This window comes from Rhodopila sp. (genome assembly GCF_965277165.1).
GTDB lineage: Bacteria > Pseudomonadota > Alphaproteobacteria > Acetobacterales > Acetobacteraceae > Rhodopila.
Window position 1 is genome coordinate 2,107,595 of record NZ_CBDICE010000006.1, and the last position, 16,185, is coordinate 2,123,779.

Annotated in this window: 14 protein-coding genes; 9 read left to right on the top strand and 5 right to left on the bottom strand. The window is 65.6% G+C overall.

Features of this window, described 5'->3' with window-relative positions; genetic code table 11:
* Positions 1-200: 200 nt before the first annotated feature.
* The 3 genes from rlmN to ACQY4Y_RS21910 are packed head-to-tail and all read right to left on the bottom strand — an operon-like array spanning position 201 to position 2,613.
* Positions 201-1,394 carry a 23S rRNA (adenine(2503)-C(2))-methyltransferase RlmN gene (gene rlmN / locus ACQY4Y_RS21900; RefSeq protein ID WP_428492687.1) on the bottom strand — a complete coding sequence of 398 codons (1,194 nt, stop codon included), beginning with the start codon at positions 1,392-1,394 and terminating at the stop codon, positions 201-203.
* Complete coding sequence (locus ACQY4Y_RS21905; RefSeq protein ID WP_428492688.1) at positions 1,391-1,978, bottom strand: invasion associated locus B family protein; 588 nt, start codon at positions 1,976-1,978, stop codon at positions 1,391-1,393. Before ACQY4Y_RS21905 ends, rlmN begins: the two co-directional genes overlap by 4 nt.
* Entirely contained in the window at positions 1,975-2,613 is a 639-nt protein-coding gene (locus ACQY4Y_RS21910) for an RNA methyltransferase (protein ID WP_428492689.1), read from the bottom strand. The genes ACQY4Y_RS21905 and ACQY4Y_RS21910 overlap by 4 nt, the downstream gene beginning before the upstream one ends.
* Positions 2,614-2,882: 269 nt before the next feature.
* On the opposite strand from ACQY4Y_RS21910, the gene ACQY4Y_RS21915 reads away from it, so the two are divergent.
* From ACQY4Y_RS21915 to ACQY4Y_RS21940, 6 genes are all read left to right on the top strand, one after another.
* A complete protein-coding gene (locus tag ACQY4Y_RS21915) occupies positions 2,883-3,275 on the top strand; it encodes a GxxExxY protein (RefSeq protein WP_428492690.1) in 393 nt (130 codons plus the stop codon).
* A 271-nt stretch (positions 3,276-3,546) separates the two neighbouring features.
* Positions 3,547-4,086 carry a winged helix-turn-helix transcriptional regulator gene (locus ACQY4Y_RS21920; protein ID WP_428493694.1) on the top strand — a complete coding sequence of 180 codons (540 nt, stop codon included), beginning with the start codon at positions 3,547-3,549 and terminating at the stop codon, positions 4,084-4,086.
* Entirely contained in the window at positions 4,079-5,167 is a 1,089-nt protein-coding gene (locus tag ACQY4Y_RS21925) for an HlyD family secretion protein (RefSeq protein WP_428492691.1), read from the top strand. Before ACQY4Y_RS21920 ends, ACQY4Y_RS21925 begins: the two co-directional genes overlap by 8 nt.
* Positions 5,164-6,717 (top strand): DHA2 family efflux MFS transporter permease subunit, encoded by a 1,554-nt coding sequence (locus ACQY4Y_RS21930; protein ID WP_428492692.1) that lies wholly within the window; start codon positions 5,164-5,166, stop codon positions 6,715-6,717. The genes ACQY4Y_RS21925 and ACQY4Y_RS21930 overlap by 4 nt, the downstream gene beginning before the upstream one ends.
* Positions 6,718-6,825: 108 nt before the next feature.
* Positions 6,826-8,070 (top strand): class I SAM-dependent methyltransferase, encoded by a 1,245-nt coding sequence (locus tag ACQY4Y_RS21935; protein ID WP_428492693.1) that lies wholly within the window; start codon positions 6,826-6,828, stop codon positions 8,068-8,070.
* An 889-nt stretch (positions 8,071-8,959) separates the two neighbouring features.
* Positions 8,960-10,267, top strand: a complete 1,308-nt coding sequence (locus ACQY4Y_RS21940) for an MFS transporter (protein ID WP_428492694.1) — start codon at positions 8,960-8,962, stop codon at positions 10,265-10,267.
* Between the two features lie 172 nt (positions 10,268-10,439).
* On the opposite strand, the gene ACQY4Y_RS21945 is transcribed toward ACQY4Y_RS21940, so the two are convergent.
* Together ACQY4Y_RS21945 and ACQY4Y_RS21950 are read right to left on the bottom strand one after the other, a co-directional pair.
* A complete protein-coding gene (locus tag ACQY4Y_RS21945) occupies positions 10,440-10,985 on the bottom strand; it encodes a GNAT family N-acetyltransferase (RefSeq protein ID WP_428492695.1) in 546 nt (181 codons plus the stop codon).
* 298 nt (positions 10,986-11,283) lie between these two features.
* On the bottom strand, positions 11,284-12,156 hold the full coding sequence (locus tag ACQY4Y_RS21950) for a helix-turn-helix domain-containing protein (protein WP_428492696.1): 873 nt from the start codon (positions 12,154-12,156) through the stop codon (positions 11,284-11,286).
* Between the two features lie 236 nt (positions 12,157-12,392).
* On the opposite strand from ACQY4Y_RS21950, the gene ACQY4Y_RS21955 reads away from it, so the two are divergent.
* The 3 genes from ACQY4Y_RS21955 to thrC all read left to right on the top strand — a co-directional run bounded on the left by ACQY4Y_RS21955 (position 12,393) and on the right by thrC (position 16,180).
* A complete protein-coding gene (locus ACQY4Y_RS21955; protein ID WP_428492697.1) occupies positions 12,393-13,403 on the top strand; it encodes a glycosyl transferase family protein in 1,011 nt (336 codons plus the stop codon).
* 432 nt (positions 13,404-13,835) lie between these two features.
* A complete protein-coding gene (locus ACQY4Y_RS21960; RefSeq protein WP_428492698.1) occupies positions 13,836-14,603 on the top strand; it encodes a DUF899 domain-containing protein in 768 nt (255 codons plus the stop codon).
* Positions 14,604-14,764: 161 nt separating this feature from the next.
* Entirely contained in the window at positions 14,765-16,180 is a 1,416-nt protein-coding gene (gene thrC / locus ACQY4Y_RS21965) for a threonine synthase (protein WP_428492699.1), read from the top strand.
* Positions 16,181-16,185: the final 5 nt, after the last annotated feature.

Below are 16,185 nucleotides of genomic sequence, written 5' to 3' on the forward strand. Positions count from 1 at the left end.
GCCGGTGCCAACGGACGGGCAAGGCGTGGCGGCGCAGGTTGCCCGACTTCGTGCGGCAGGGGCGGAGAAGTGCTTCGCGAGGCGGCGAGCGCGGTCAAGCTCGCCGTGGGATCGTTGTGGTTGACGTAGGTTTAGCAGATGACGAAACCAAGCACCGCGCCGCGCTTGAGCAATTGCCAATGGGTGCGGCTGGACCCGGTTCAACTTTGGCGCAGCGGTTGGGATAATCGAGCACCGGGTGGTTTGCTGTCCCTACTTGTGTCGGTGCGCAACTGGCCGCAGGCGGCCAGGATATCCTGACCCCTTGGGGTGCGGATCGGGGCGGCGAAGCCGGCGGCGTTGACGATCGCGGCGAAGCGGTCGAGCGCGGCCTTGCCGCTGGGCTGGTAGTGCGAACCGGGCCACGGGTTGAACGGGATCAGGTTGACCTTGGCCGGCATGCCGGCGATCAGGCGCACCAGTTCGCGCGCATCCGCGGCGGAGTCGTTAATTCCGCGTAACATGATATACTCGAAGGTGATTCGCCTGGCGTTCGAGGAGCCGGGGTAGCGGCGGCAGGCGGCGAGCAGCTCGGCGATCGGGTATTTGCGGTTCAACGGCACCAGTTCGTCGCGCAGGTCGTCGCGCACGGCGTGCAGCGAGACCGCGAGATTGACGCCGAGGTCAGCCCCGGTGCGGTCCATCATCGGCACCACGCCGGAGGTGGAGAGCGTGATGCGGCGGCGGGACAGGCCGATGCCTTCATTGTCCATGACGATCTTCATCGCCTTGGCGACGTTGGCGTAGTTGTACAGCGGCTCACCCATTCCCATCAGCACGATGGTGGACAGCAGCCGGGGGGTCTCGCCCTTGGGCGAGGGCCATTCGCCGTAGGCGTCGCGGGCGGCCATGAACTGGCCGACGATCTCGGCGGCGCCGAGGTTGCGCACCAGGGTCTGGGTGCCGGTGTGGCAGAACCGGCAGGACAGGGTGCAGCCGACCTGGCTGGAAACGCAGACCGCGCCGCGATCCTCGGCTGGGTCGGGGATGTAGACGGTCTCGGCTTCCTGGCCATCGCGGAAGCGGAACAGCCACTTGCGGGTCTGGTCGGTGCTGGTCTGCACAATGGCGGCCTCGGGCCGGCCGATGGTGAAGTTTTCCGCCAGCCTGGCCTGCAGCGGCCGGGCGATCGATGACATGGCGGCGAAATCGGTGGCCCCCTGGTGGTAGATCCAGTGCCACAACTGCTTGACGCGGAAGGCGGGTTCGCCGATCGCGGCGATCTCGGCGGCGAGTTCGGCGCGGTCCAGGCCGACGAGGTCGCGACGGCCGTCTTCCAGCGCGGCCGGCGGCGGGTCGAACAGAGCCGACTTTGCCAGGATGCGGGCGCGATCGGCGGGGGACAGGTCGGTCATTTCGCCGGACAGGCCTTGACGATCGCGGCGTAGGCCTGGCTGAAGCCTTTCAGGCTGAAACTATCGGTGACTTCATGCGGTGCCGGCGAGCGGGCGATGGCTCGGCTGCCCTTGGTGAAGGCGGCGACCGCGGCCTTGCCTTCGCGGGCGAATGCGTTGCGGCCGGAGGTGTAGAAGTCGAGGCCTTTCTGATCGACCTGCAGGGTGACGGTGGCGTTGGCGGCGTAGGCGAATCCGGCCTCGATGGCGACGGCGTCGCGGCCCGAGGGACGCTCGGTCACGGTCAGCACGACGGGGCCGCGGCCGGGCAGCGCGGGCGCCGAGCTTTGCACTCGGGTGAAGGCGTAGCAGACGGGCTGGCCGGATTCGGTGTGGGTAGCGGCAGTCCAGTCATCGTAGCGGCCGATCATTTTCGGGCCGGCTGGGGTGGTGGTTTTGTGGGCCGGAGGCGGCGTCTTCCTGGTCTCGGCGGCGGCGGCCGGCACGGCCAGCAGCAGGGCAACGGTCAGCAGGCGGCGGGAGCGAGTGTTCATCGGCGCAGCAATAAGGCCGGCGGGGACGCCTGCCAAGCGCGGCGCGGTCATGGCTTCTTCGCGTTATTGTGCGTCGCGTCCGGGGGTTCCGGGTCGGGCGGTGGCGGGTCGGGCGATGGGGCCTTGGGGTGCAGCCAGTCGGGGATGGTGCTGCGGAAGCGGGGCGCGCCGTGGCCGGTGGGTGCGAGGGGAACAGCCGAACCGCGCGAGCCGACCGGGCGTTCGGCGAATCGGCCGTGCTGCAGCAGCCGGTCATACAGCACCAGCGCGCCGGCGACCGCGAGGTTGAGGGCGAATCGGGTCGGGATGCGGATCACGTGATCGCAGCGTGCCAGCAGGTCGGCCGACAGGCCGGCGCGTTCCGGACCGAGCACGTAGGCGGCGGCCAAGGGATGGCGGAAGCTGGGCAGATCGACGGCGTCGGGCAGCAGTTCGACCCCGACCAGGGCGCAGCCGTTCGGTAGCGACAGGTCGTCCAAGGTCGGGTAGCGCCAGGTCGGCACGTGCAGCGGGGTATCGGCGGTGTCGGCGGTCCGCGCGGCGCGGGAGTCCCAGCCGGTGCCGATGGTGAAGCAGAACGACGCACCGAAGGCGTGGGCGGTGCGCAGCAGGGCGCCGATATTGGCCGACTTGGAGACTCCCTCGGCGCCGATGCCGAAGTAGCCGCGGGTCCTGGGTTCAACCATGGCGGTGGTTTAGCGCGGATTCGGGTGGGATGTTATCGGTGGAGGGATCGGTGGGCGCGGAGCGATTGTTGATCTGTCCGGGGGGATTTGAGTGCGTCACGGCGATTTGGTCCGTCTGGCGATTTGGTCCGCCTGGCGGATGGAGCGGACGGCTTTCGCGGGCCTGGTCGGTGCGGGTGTGGCGGATCCGTTCGGAACGCGCCGGTACAAAGCCTTGCTGCTTCGGTTTTTGTTAAGGTTTAGCACGGAGAAAGTGACGAGGACACTGAGTGCCACGGAGATCTATGGTGTTGCGGCATGGCGCACTGACGGAACGCATCATTGGGTTGGCGATTGAGGTGCATCGTGTGGTCGGGCCTGGGCTTTTGGAGTCGGTCTATGCTGCTTGTCTCTGCCTGGAACTGAACCAGGCGGGGATTGCATTCGGGCGTCAGGTCGCGATCCCGGTGACCTATAAGGGCATACCGATCGGGCTAGGGTTTCGTGCGGATGTCGTGGTTGAGGACGCGGTGATCGTTGAAGTCAAGGCGGTGCCGGCGCTGATCCCGGCGCATGAGGCACAGATCCTGAGCTACCTGCGAATGAGCCGGCTTGGCGTCGGGTTGTTGTTTAACTTTCATTCTTCCCGCTTGGTCGATGGGCTGCGGCGGTTCGTCGTCTGAGGTGGAAAGAGTGTCCGAGACGGGCGTATCTGGTCGGTGAACGGCGGTGGCCTCGACGCAACATCTCTAGCCATGGTTGTGGTGCGGCCTCGGCCGGCTGGATAACTCTTTGGGCACTCGGTTGCCCTCACAGACCTTCGTTTTAATGGTTTTCAAGTCCGGCTCATGGACGCAGCGCTTCCGCGGCTGCGCGCCGCGTCCCGATAAAGGCTTGCATTATGCAAGTAAGCAGCCTACGTCGCTTCCATCAATGAAGTGACTGGTGGGTCGAATGCGCCACAAGAGCTTTAGCGATCAGCAATGCCCGATTGCCCGTAGCCTGGAGCGGGTCGGAGAGTGGTGGAGTATCCTGGTTCTTCGCGAGGCGTTTCTGGGGGCGCGGCGTTTCGATGACTTCCGCAAGAACCTGAACATCGCTCCCAACACTCTGACCAAACGACTGAACGCACTGGTTGAGGCTGGTGTTTTCGAGCGCCGGCGCTACAGCGAGCGACCGCCGCGGGATCATTACGCGCTGACCGAGGCCGGACGCGACTTCCGGCCGGTGATGTGGGCCCTGCTCGCCTGGGGCAATAAGCACTTTGCTCCGGAAGGCCCGGCGGTGCGGGTGGTTGACGCCGAGACCGGTGCTGTCGCGGACCCTGTGTTGGTCGATCGCGCGACGCTGCGCCCATTGCGCTCGCCGGAGTTTCGCAGCGCTGCTGGCCCCGCCGCCGATGCGACCACCCGTTCTCGTCACGCGCGGGCGGCGTCTTCTGCCGGTGTGTCCTGCGCCGACGGTTTGTCCTGCGATGGAAGTCAAAATGTCTAGTGCGGCATACGAGGATACCATCGCGGCCGGAACGCGCCCGCGCAGCCGACTGAAGCCTGTGCTGTTGGTCGCTGGCGGCCTGGTCCTGCTCGTCTGTGCTGGTCTGTATGGGCGAGAGTGGTGGACCACCGGACGCTTCGTCGAGACCACCGACGATGCTTATGTGGGCGGCAACGTGACGCCGATCGCCCCGCATGTCGCGGGCTTCATTCAGACGATTCTGGTGGCCGACAACGCCGCGGTTCACGCCGGTGAGGTGCTGATCCGGATCGATCCGCGGGACGCCGAGGCCGCGCTCGCGCACGCTCGAGCGGTGCTGACGGCGCGCGATGCGGCCGCCGACAGCTTCCGCGCCCAATCGGCGCTGCAGCAGGCGGTGATTCGCCAGAGTGAGGCGGATGTCGTCGCAAAAGGCGCGCAGGCGGCGTTCGCGGAGCAGGACGCACGGCGCTATGCCGACCTCGCCGTCACGGCAGCCGGGTCACGGCAGGACGCGCAACGGTCCGCATCGCTCGACCGAGAGGCCCGGGCGACGGTTACGTTCGCGGTTGCTGGGCTACAGGCTGCGCGAGAAAAGCTGACGGTCCTGCAATCCCAGATCGCCGAGGCCGATGCGGCGGTCGCCCAGGCGCGTGCCGACATGCAGACGGCTCGCCTCGATCTCGATTACACCGAAATCCGCTCGCCGATCGACGGCACAGTTGGCAACCGCGCGGCCCAGGTCGGCGGCTATGTGAAGGCCGGTACCTATCTGATCTCGATCACACCGGCGAAGGGGCTTTGGGTCGAGGCCAATTACAAGGAAGACCAGCTTACTCATATGGCGCCCGGTCAGCCGGCGGAGGTGACCGCGGATGTCCTGCCGGGGCATGAATTTCATGGCCACGTTGCGAGCTTCACGCCGGGAACCGGGGCGGTGTTTTCCATCATTCCGCCGGAGAACGCGACCGGCAACTTTACCAAGATCGTTCAGCGCGTGCCGGTGCGCGTCGTGCTCGACGCCGACGATAGCGCGCTGTCGATGCTTCGCCCAGGACTGTCCACCACCGTCTCGGTGAACGTGAAAGCCGCGGCAAAATGAGCCCGGAAGAGAAGTCACCGTCGCTGCTGCCGTTCGTGGTGATGTGCGTCGGCATGTTCGTGGCCTTGCTGGACATCCAGATCGTTGCGTCCTCGCTGCAGGACATCGGCGGCGGTCTTTCCGCGGCGCAGGACGAGATCAGCTGGGTGCAGACGGCTTACCTGATCGCGGAGATCATCATGATCCCGCTGTCGGGCTGGCTGACGCGCGTGCTGTCGACGCGCTGGTTGTTTACCATTTCGGCGGCCGGCTTCACCGCCGCGAGCATGTTGTGCGGCATCGCCTGGAATATCCAGAGCATGATCCTGTTCCGCGCGCTCCAGGGTCTGCTTGGCGCGTCGATGATCCCGACCGTATTCACGTCCTCATTCCATTTCTTTCCTGGGCCGAAACGGGTCTATGCGGCGGCGGTGGTTGGTACCATTGCTTCCATCGCTCCGACGCTCGGCCCGGTCATCGGCGGCTGGATCACCGATACCCTGAATTGGCACTGGCTGTTCTATGTCAACCTGGTCCCTGGCATTGCGGTCACCGTGCTGGCCGCATTCCTGGTGAGGATCGACGAGCCGGATCTTTCGCTGCTGCGCGGCGCGGATTACCTCGGCATTTTGCTGATGGCTATCGGGCTCGGCACACTTGAATATACCCTTGAGGAAGGCACGCGGTGGAACTGGTTCGACGACGCGACGATTCGCGATACTGCCTGGATTGCCGCCATCTCGCTCGGGCTGTTCGGCTGGCGCAGCCTGAGCTTTTCGAATCCGGTCGTCGACCTGCGCGCGATGACCGACCGCAACTTCGCGATCGGCTGTTTGCTGTCCTTCGTGACCGGGGTCGGCATCTTCACGACGATCTATCTGACGCCGCTGTTCCTCGGCTACGTGCGCGGGTTCAGCGCCTGGCAGACCGGGTTGGCGATTTTCTCCACCGGTGCTGCCTCGTTGGTTGGCGTGCCGATCTATGTCTGGCTCGCCAGGCGTATCGACGGACGTTGGCTGATGATGTTCGGGCTTGCCAGCTTCGGTGTGGCGATGTGGAGCTACAGCTATATCACCGATGACTGGGGCGGTGACCAGCTCTTGCTGCCACAGGTGCTGCGCGGGTTCCCGCAAGTTTTCGCGGTGGCGCCGGCGGTGACGCTGGGCCTCGGCAGCTTGCCGCCCGATCGTTTGAAGTACGCCAGCGGTCTGTTCAACATGATGCGCAATCTGGGCGGTGCCGTTGGGATCGCGGTCGGGGCGGCGATCATCAACGACCGGACAAATCTGCACTTTCTGCGGATCGCCTCGCATCTTTCCCCGGCGAACGACGCCATGGCCCGATTTGTCTCCGCGACGGCAGATCGCTACGGCGCCCTGCCGGGTGCCGCTGACGACGGCAAAGAGGCGGCGCTGCATCAACTCTGGTCACTGGCTTATCGAGAAGCGTCGACCCTGGCATTCGCCGACGCCTTCCGCGCCATCATGCTGGCCTTCGTCGTTGCTACCTTGTTGGTTCCTTGGATGCGCAGGGTTGCGCCCGCCAAGAAGCTGCCCGCGGATGCGCACTGAGGCGCTGATTGTCGGTGAAGGCTCGGCGGCTTTGGTTTTTGTTATGATTTAGCATGGAGTAGCGGCGGAGGTAGCCGGGCGGAGCCGGATACTCTAAGTGCGGACACGATGACCGACGCCACCGATCTTCGCCTTGCCGGGCAGTACGAAGCCTATCCGTATCCGAAGCGCGATCCTCGGGAGGAGGCGAAACGGCTGATCGTCGGCAGCCCGAGTCACCTGCGTGAGGTGGATTACTGGGTGTTCGGCGCGGCGCGGCCGGCGTCGATGGCGTTGAACGCGCTGTTCGCCGGGGGCGGCACCGGGGATGGCACGATCATGCTGGCGCAGCAGATGGCGCGGCTGGGTCGGGCGGGGCGGGTGACCTGGCTCGATCGGTCGGCGTCGGCGCTGGCGATCGCGCGCGGTCGGGCGGAGGCGCGCGGGTTGACCAACATCGCCTGGGAGCAGCGGTCGCTGCTGGAGTTGCCGGGGTCGGGGCTGGGGCCGTTCGATTACATCGATTGCTGCGGGGTGCTGCACCATTTGCCCGATCCGGCGGCGGGGCTGCGGGCGTTGCTGTCGGTGCTAGCGCCGGGCGGCGGTATGGGGCTGATGGTGTATGCGCCGCATGGGCGCACTGGTGTGTACATGGTGCAGGAGGCGCTGGGCCGGCTGGCGCCGCCGGAGCAGCCGCCGCAGCAAAGGCTGGACGTGGCCAGGCGGGTGATGCGGCATTTGCCGGAGACGCAATGGCTGCGGATCAACCGCAACTTCGACGATCACGTCAATGGCGGCGACGCGGGGCTTTACGACCTGTTGCTCAACCCCAGGGATCGCGCGTTCACCGTGCCGGCGTTCAGCGCGTTGCTGGCCGCTGCAGGGCTGCGGGTGAGTTGCTGGGTGGAGCCGATCCGCTACGACCCGGCACCGTTGCTGCCCGACCCGAAGCTGCGCGCCAGGCTGGAGGCGATGGATGCGACCGAGCGTGCCGCGCTGGCCGAGGCGCTGGCCGGCAACATGGCGGTGCACATCGCCTATTGCGTGCGTGACGGGGCCGCGCCGCAGCGGCCGGATCCGTCTGTCGAGAGCGCGGTGCCGGTGTGCCGTGAGACCTCGGGCGAGACCATGGCGGGCTGGATTGGGCCGGACGGCACCATGCTGATCAACTTCGACGGGCTGCGGCTGCCGATCGCGCTGCCGCCGCTGGCCTCGGCGATCCTGCCGCTGATCGATGGCGCGCGCAGCGTGGGCCAGATCGGCGCCATCCTGGCGGGGCGCGGCACCAAGCCGGAGGCGTTTGCCAAGGCGTGGCGGCAGACGTTCGAGGCGCTGGAACGGATCAACCGTCTGCTGCTGGCCGCGCCTGGGTAGGGGGACGGTTTTCACCTGGGACGAGGTATGGCGCAGGGGTCGATGACCAGCGGGCTCGAACGGTTGGTTTGGTGGCGTGTCGTTGGCCGGTGAGCGGCGCGACTGCATGATTGGCGTTGCCAATCGATTTGCCGATATCAAGTGTAAACGTCGGGACTTGAGTTGACGGACAGTGTTGCCCGATCTGGCGAACCGATGATGCACTCGATTGTGCCGCTGCCGATGACCGAGCTCGCGGCGGCCGCCGGTGGCGGATCGGTTCGCGGCTGTGGGGCTTGACCCTGGCGCTCGGCAGACAGTCCGGCCGGGCATGCCATGGGCATGGATCAGAGGGGTCGCATCTCTCTGGTTTCGACGCGCGACCTGCGACGGCGTCCGTCCGTTCGAGACCAGACTTTTGTATATTCAAGAAATATGGGACCTCGAAAATTCCTGGGTATATCTAAAAGTTCGCGGGAAATCATCCGCGAGGCGCCGAGCGAGTGGATGCCGAGAGCGGCTTTTGACCTGAAGCGGTTATTCGGTTCCGCCGGGTCTGCCAACGGAGCGTGGTCCAGCCTGACGAAAAACACTGCGCCATCCGATGTATTGGGAATCTGATCGGACTCGGTTCGAGTGGTGGCCGCGGCGTAAACGTCCGCGCGTTGTAGCCAGGCTTTCTGCTTATTCGGGCGGCGCGGTATCTACAGTTGGAAAGCGTCGACAGATTCGACTTCGACGCCGGCGTTTGCTCTGTCGGACGCTGGTTTTAGAACTGGCGCACGGCGAATCCACATCGGCCTCACGATGGGGCTGATTGCGTCAGGTTTGAACTCGCTGATAGGTTGAGCTCGGAATGGGTAAATATAAGCTCATCCGACAGGCAGGCCATAAACAGGGAGATCAAACAATGTCGGGATACGCGGCAAACGTTCCGTGGTGGAAAGAACCCACCCGGGACCAATGGTACGCCTATGGCGCCGCCTGGATGGGTTGGACGCTTGATGCCTTCGACTTTACCGTCTTCCTGCTGATCATGGCGCCGATCGCCAAGGAGTTCGGGGTTCCACTGATCGATGTGACCGCGATCTTCTCGGTCACGCTGGTCATGCGGCTGGGCGGAGCGACGGCGTCCGGCTGGTTGGCCGATCGGTTGGGGCGCCGGGCGCCACTGATGATCTCCATTCTGTGGTATTCAATCTGTAATTTCCTCGCCGGCTTCTCGCCCAATTTTACCTTCCTGTTCGTGATCCGGGCGATTTTGGGCATCGGCATGGGGGCGGAATGGCCGGCCGGCGCGGCGCTGGCGATGGAATCCTGGCCGGCACGGTCTCGCGGGCTGATGTCCGGGGTCTTGCAAGGGTCCTGGGGGTTGGGCTTCGCGCTGTCCGGACTGGCCTATGGCTTCCTGTATGGACCGTTGGAAGCATGGCATAAGGGCTACGGGTGGCGCGGGATGCTGATTCTGGGGGTGCTGCCTGCCTTGGCTTGCGTGTGGATCCGGATGTACGTGAAAGAGCCGGAGGTTTGGACGCAAAACAAGAAGATCCAGGACGCGACGCAAAAGCAGGTGACTCTGCCGCTGTTCGCCATCTTCAAGCGCAAATACCTTTTCAACACCTTGACGGGTTGCCTGTGGATGGCCGCGAATTTTTGCGTCTACTACGCGGTCTGGGCGATGCTTGGCACCTATCTGACAAAAGAACTGGGCTGGACGCCGGCGCAGGTGGCAGTCCCGGTGTTCTGGGGCAACATCCTCACGTTCCTCGCGTGCAGCTTCTGGGGCGCGGTGTCGGAACGCGTCGGACGGCGCTGGGCGCTGATGATCCCCACGATCATCTCCTTGTTCCTGATTCCGCTGTACATCACGCAGGTCAATCCAACAGCCTTCCTCGGGTTCTTCCTACTGTTTATCTGCTTCTTTAGCGGCAAGGATGCGCTGAACCCGGGCTGGCTGTCGGAACGCTTCCCGACCGAGGTGCGAGCCACCGCCGCCGGCTTCGTCTATCACCAGGGCGCGGTTTGGGGCGCGGCCGTGGCGCCGATCCTGACTTACTTCGCGGTGAACCAGGGCATGGGTTTTGCCAAGCCGATGATGTACGGCGCGATTGGTTCGATGGTGGTGTATATCATCGCGGTTTACTTGGGGCCGGAAACCAAGGGCATGGTCATGACCGCCGACCTGGAGGTGATCGAGGCCGAAATCACGCTCGGATAGAAGGCAACGGCACGGCCGGGACTTGCGCCCCGGCCGTTTCTGGCGAGCAAGGGCACTGCGTGAAAGTGGTCGGCAAGCTCGCGCTCTCGGGAACAAATGCACTACTCATGCCGGTGGTTTGGGTGGACTCCACCAATGGGAAAAAAGCATCCGCCGAGACGTCCGGGTTTTACTAGACCCGGAAATTTGTTTTGGCATGGTCGAGAGGGAGGCGCATTGCGCATCGCGTGGCTTCGGCAAATCCCTCCTCGACCTCTTTCCGCAACAGCATGGACAGACGCTCATCGAGGCCAGACATGGCCAGCAGCTTGAAACCGATGCGGCGGTAGAAAGGGGCATTCCACGGGACATCGCGGAAAGTCGTCAGCGTCAAAGCCGCCAAATGATGGGTCACCGCCCCTTCGATTGCCGCGTCAAGGAGGGCTCGCCCAATGCCGGATCCTTGGAATGCCTCATCCACAGACGTCTCGTGAATATGGAGGTCGCGCTCTGCTACTGCCTCAGCGCTTAAGAATCCAATGGGAGCGTCGTGCTCATCGACGGCCACCCAGCAGGTTCCGGCACGAATGCAGCGGAGATGAACGGCTTCGCCAAGCGTGCTGCCTTTGGCGACCCCCTCATGACCGGGCACCATCCGGAAGCGCTGGGCCGCCGAACGCTCAACGGCGGACAGGAGAGCGGCGTCGTTTTTTCGAGCAGGGCGTATGCGGGTCATCATGACGACACGTCTGTCATGGGCCACCTACGGCTGGGTGCGCGGAGCGGAAGCCGATGAATGACGATGAACGTGCGCAATTTTTTGCCCGGCATCACTGGATAATTGTCGGACCAAACCCGCTTTAGTGTTTCGGAAGTGAAAGCATTATCGGTTCAGGTTGAACCGATAATGCTTTGCAACTCATTGTTCGAGGTTCGATTCATGCTTTTGGTGATGCCACCAAAAGCGATCACACTCCATGAGGCGCGGCGCTGTCGCTTCAGACGGGCGGCTTGCGCAGGGCATGGTTATCCGCTGCTCAGGGCACCAGCACGGCACGATCGGCGCGGACGGTGGCGGTGTCGCGGCGGGGGTCGGCTCGGGCGGCGAGACGGCGCATGGTTTCGGCGGTTTCGGGGTCGGCCGGCAGGAACGCCTCGATCGCCAGTTCGGAGACTGTGATGTCGATCGGGGTGCCGAACAGTGTGGTGGTGCTGAAGAACGACAGCACGCCGTCGATGGTGGCCAGCCGGAACGGGATCGCGATCATGCCGGTGTCATCGGCCGGTGGCGGGCCGGCGGCGGGCGGGCACGGATAGTCGCGCAGTTCTTCCAGCAGTTCGCTGAGCACGGCATCGCCGGTGGTGTCGATCTGGCGGCGCAGCCGGGCGATGACGTGGGCGCGCCACTGCGCCAGGTTCACGATCCGGTTGGCGAGGCCGCCCGGGTGCAGCGACAGCCGCAGCACGTTCACCGGCGGGCGCAGCAGGGTCGGTTCGGCGCCACCGACCAGATGCGCCACCGCCCGGTTGGCTGACAGCATGATCCAGTGCCGGTCCACCGCCAGGGCGGGGTTGGGGTCGTGCGCGCCGAGCACGATTTCGACGTTGCGGCGGATCAGGCCGAGCGCGGGTTCATCAAAGGCGCGTTCCTGGAACGACGGGGCGAAGCCGGCGGCGCCGAGCATGACGTTGCGGTCTCGCAGTGGGACCTCGAGGCAGGCGGCCAGGTGCATTAGCATATGCCGGCTGGGCTTGGATCGGCCGGTTTCCAGGAAGCTGAGATGCTTGGTGGAGATGTCGGCGTCGCAGGCGAGGTCGAGCTGGCTCATGCGGCGCCGGCGGCGCCAGTCGCGCAATAGGTCACCGAGCGAGGCGTTGGCGTCCGAGCGGGTGGATCGGTCTGAGATCAACCTGGCGGGGTCCCTTTTGGCGCGGGCTGGTTGGATGGTGGTTTGCAGCGCGTATGTGACTGAATACGCCGGGACTGAATACGCTGGCGCCGTCGCGATAAAGTCACAGGTTCGTGAATTCTGCGTCCGGCGGCGTCAATTCGTGCTGTGCTGGCATGTTTTTTTCAGGTGGCGTCGCTTCGGGGTCGGTGCCATTTGGCGATTCGTCGTCCGCGCATGGGGGAGGGTTGATCGTTTTGTCGTCCGAAGCTCAATTCGCCGGTTTTATCGCCACGCTGGGGCGCGGGCCCGGCCGGTCGCGGGCACTGACGCGGGACGAGGCGCGGATGGCGTTCGGGATGATTCTGCGCGGCGAGGTGGATCCGCACCAGGTGGGTGCGTTGCTGATGCTGCTGCGGTTTCGCGGCGAGGACGCCGAGGAGATCACCGGCCTGGTGCAGGCGGCGCGGGCGGATATGGCGGCCGGGGACGGCCCCGGGGACGGCCTGGAGGTCGAGCTCGACTGGCCGTCCTATGGTGCCGGGCGGACCCGGGGGGCGCCGTGGTTTTTGCTGTCGGCGCTAGCGCTGGCGCGGGCCGGGATCACGATACTGATGCATGGGTCGAACGAGTTTTCGTCCGCCATTGCGGTCGAGGATGGGTTGGCGGCGCTCGGGGTGCGGCCGGTGACCGATTTGGCAGCAGCGGCGGCGGCGCTGCGGGATGAGCGGTTCGCCTATCTGCCGTTGCGCGCGCTGTGCCCGGCGATGCAGCGGCTGTTGGATATGCGCCGGCTGTTCGGATTGCGGTCTCCGGTCAATACCGCGGCGCGGTTGCTCAACCCGGCGGATGCGCCGTTCGGGGTCGATGGGGTGTTCCATCCGCCGTATATCGATGTGCATCTGGGGGTGGCGGAGCGGATGGGGCGGCGGCGGCTGCTGGTGCTGAAGGGTGGCGGCGGGGAGGCCGAGCGGGTGCCGCTGAAGCCGGGTTCGGCGGTGCTGTGGGATTGCGAGCGGGGGCGGCGGGAGTTGGCGCTGCCGGCGGTTGAGGGGTTGCGGGCGCATCCCGCGGCGGCGGACACGCCAGCCGGGCTGGCGGCGGTATGGACCGGGGAGGCGACGCCGGAGACTCCGCTGGCGACCATCCGGGCGACCATCGCGCTGGCGTTGCTGGCGACCGGACGGGCCGACGATCCGGCGGCGGCGACGCGGGATGGCGCGACGATCTGGGCGCAGCGGGACGGCGCGACGGCGGCGCGCGGCTGAGCGGGCCTGGCTGGACCATGATCGGCATGACTGTGCGTGCTGGTTATGGTTGAGCTCTCTGTTTTGCCGCATGATTCATGCGCTTTGAGGGTTCCGCCGAAGTTGGGATCATGGTCTCGGATGCGCGCTGGCGCAGCGACTGGATTTCGTTGCCGCTGATCAGCGGGCCGCGCCGACGATGGACCGCCCAGATGGCGCAGCGTGATCTTTTCTCCCGCCGCCGCGTCGATTGCGCCCACGCGGTGTGGAGAGACATTGAATCGCGCCACACTTGTCACTCCCACCGTTCGGCGTCCGGCGGCAAACCTATCGCCTGACCAACGGCGCGCGATCGGCAGTGAACGACGGGCGCTTTGGTTGGAGGGGACGAGATTGCTCGTGATGACCCCGATCACATTGCCCGGGACGGGCTATGAAGGAGGACAGCGCGCCATGAAAACGCCACCGATTGTTTCGCCGCAGGAGTGGGATGCCGCGCGCGAGCAGCTTCTGGTCAAGGAGAAGGCCATGACCCGCGCTCGCGACGCACTGGCCGCCGAGCGGCGGCGGATGCCGTGGGTTGCCGTGGACAAGGCCTACGTGTTCGAGGGGCCTGGGGGCAAAGCCAGCCTGCTCGACCTGTTCGAGGGGCGCCGTCAGTTGATCATCTACCGCGCGTTCTTCGAACCCGGCGTGTTCGGCTGGCCCGAGCATGGCTGCCGCGGCTGTTCCCTGGGGGCCGATCAGGTCGGCAATCTCGCCCATCTGAACGCGCGCGACACGACGCTTGCGTATGCCTCGCGGGCACCGCAGGCCGACATTGAACGCATAAAGGCACGGATGGGCTGGGCGATGCCCTGGTACAGCATCACCGACGGCTTCGACGCCGACTTCGGCGTTGATGAATGGCACGGCCACAACGCGTTCGTCCGCGACGGCGAGCGGATATTCCGCAGCTACTTCATCAACGGCCGCGGCGACGAGGCCATGGGCACCACCTGGAGTTACCTCGACATGACGGCGCTCGGGCGCCAGGAGACCTGGGAGGATTCGCCGGAGGGCTACCCGCAGAGCCGGCCGTACAAGTGGTGGAACTGGAACGACAGTTACGTCGCCGACGCCGCGCCTGATCCGACATGGGTCAAGGTGTCGGACGCCGGGGAGGCGACCTTTCGCAAGCCCGAGCAAGGCGCGCTCACGCCGAGGCGTAACGGTGAGTGATCTGGCCGACGGAGGCGGAATTTAGGGCCACGTTCCGCCGAGGCCCGCACGAAAAGAGCTTCGACTCACGCAACGTCTTGGGTCAGGAAGCTGGGCATCGGCGGTAGCTGAGGTCGCTGGCGATGTGTCGCGGTGTAGCGTTTTGAGCTACAAAGGCGATCATGCGCTACATCTCGACCCGTGGGCAGGCGCCCGCGCGCGACTTCGCCGATGTTCTGCTGGCCGGCCTGGCCGAGGATGGCGGGCTGTTCGTGCCGGAGGCGTGGCCGCATTTCAGCCTGAGCGACTGGCGGGCGATGCGGGGGTTGGGTTATGCCGAACTGGCGGCTCGGGTCATGCAGCCATTGGTCGGCGCGGCGATTCCGTTCGAGGTGCTGCTGGGGGTCTGCGGGGAGGCCTATGCCGGCTTCGGCCACCCAGCTGTCGTCCCACTGGTGCAGTTGGAGACCGGGCTGTTCGCGCAGGAACTGTTCCACGGCCCGACGCTCGCGTTCAAGGATCTGGCGCTGCAGGTGCTGGGGCGGTTGTTTGATTATCTGCTGACGCAGCGGGACCAGCGGATCACCATCGTCGGGGCAACTTCGGGCGATACCGGGTCGGCGGCGATCGAGGCGTGCGCCGGGCGCGACCGGGTCGATATCATGATCCTGCATCCGCTGGGCCGCACCAGCGAGGTGCAGCGGCGGCAGATGACCACGGTGGCGGCGGCCAATGTCGGCAATCTGGCGATCGAGGGCAGCTTCGATGATTGCCAGGACCTGGTGAAGGCGATGTTCGCCGATGCCGGGTTTCGCGACGAGATGCGGCTGGCGGCGGTAAACTCGATCAACTGGGCGCGGATCGCGGCGCAGGTTCCGTATTACGTGGCGGCGGCGCTGGCGCTGGGGGCGCCGGAACGGGAGGTGGCGTTCAGCGTGCCGACCGGCAATTTCGGCAACGTGCTGGCGGCGTGGGCGGCGCGGCGGCTGGGGTTGCCGGTGGCGCGGCTGATCGTCGGGTCGAATCGTAACGACATCCTGGCCAGGTTCCTGGCCTCCAACGACATGTCGGTGGCGCCGGTGCAGCCGTCGCTGTCGCCGAGCATGGATATCCAGGTGAGTTCGAATTTCGAGCGGCTGCTGTTCGAGCTGCTCGATCGTGACGGCGAGGCGACGCGGCGGACGATGCTGGATTTCCGGCGCCTGGGGCGGATGGCGGTGCCGGAGCCGGTGTGGCATCGCGCGCGTGATTTGCTGCATGGGTTTCGGCTGGACGATGCGGGCACTGAGGCGGAGATCCGGCGGTTGCAGGCGGCGAGTTCGTATCTGGCTGATCCGCACAGTGCGATCGGGATCGCGGCGGCACGGGCGTTGCGCTGTCCGGGCGGGGTGCCGACGGTCGCGATGGCGACGGCGCATCCGGCGAAGTTTCCGGATGCGATGCAGCGGGCGACCGGGAAGCGGCCGGCCTTGCCGGAGCGGATGGCGGATTTGCTGACGCGGGGGGAGCGCTTCGCGGTGGTGCCGAATGATCTGGGGGCGGTGGAGACGGCGGTTCGGACGCTGGTTGGCAGGAATACCGCGTCCCGGACTTTCTAGTGCAT

Coding starts and splice junctions, on each gene's coding strand:
- ACQY4Y_RS21920 (WP_428493694.1), top strand. CDS start 3,547: ATGCGCCACAAGAGCTTTAGCGATCAGCAATGCCCGATTGCCCGTAGC.
- ACQY4Y_RS21935 (WP_428492693.1), top strand. CDS start 6,826: ATGACCGACGCCACCGATCTTCGCCTTGCCGGGCAGTACGAAGCCTAT.
- ACQY4Y_RS21960 (WP_428492698.1), top strand. CDS start 13,836: ATGAAAACGCCACCGATTGTTTCGCCGCAGGAGTGGGATGCCGCGCGC.
- ACQY4Y_RS21910 (WP_428492689.1), bottom strand. CDS start 2,613: ATGGTTGAACCCAGGACCCGCGGCTACTTCGGCATCGGCGCCGAGGGA.
- ACQY4Y_RS21905 (WP_428492688.1), bottom strand. CDS start 1,978: ATGACCGCGCCGCGCTTGGCAGGCGTCCCCGCCGGCCTTATTGCTGCG.
- ACQY4Y_RS21940 (WP_428492694.1), top strand. CDS start 8,960: ATGTCGGGATACGCGGCAAACGTTCCGTGGTGGAAAGAACCCACCCGG.
- thrC (WP_428492699.1), top strand. CDS start 14,765: ATGCGCTACATCTCGACCCGTGGGCAGGCGCCCGCGCGCGACTTCGCC.
- rlmN (WP_428492687.1), bottom strand. CDS start 1,394: ATGACCGACCTGTCCCCCGCCGATCGCGCCCGCATCCTGGCAAAGTCG.
- ACQY4Y_RS21945 (WP_428492695.1), bottom strand. CDS start 10,985: ATGATGACCCGCATACGCCCTGCTCGAAAAAACGACGCCGCTCTCCTG.
- ACQY4Y_RS21925 (WP_428492691.1), top strand. CDS start 4,079: ATGTCTAGTGCGGCATACGAGGATACCATCGCGGCCGGAACGCGCCCG.
- ACQY4Y_RS21930 (WP_428492692.1), top strand. CDS start 5,164: ATGAGCCCGGAAGAGAAGTCACCGTCGCTGCTGCCGTTCGTGGTGATG.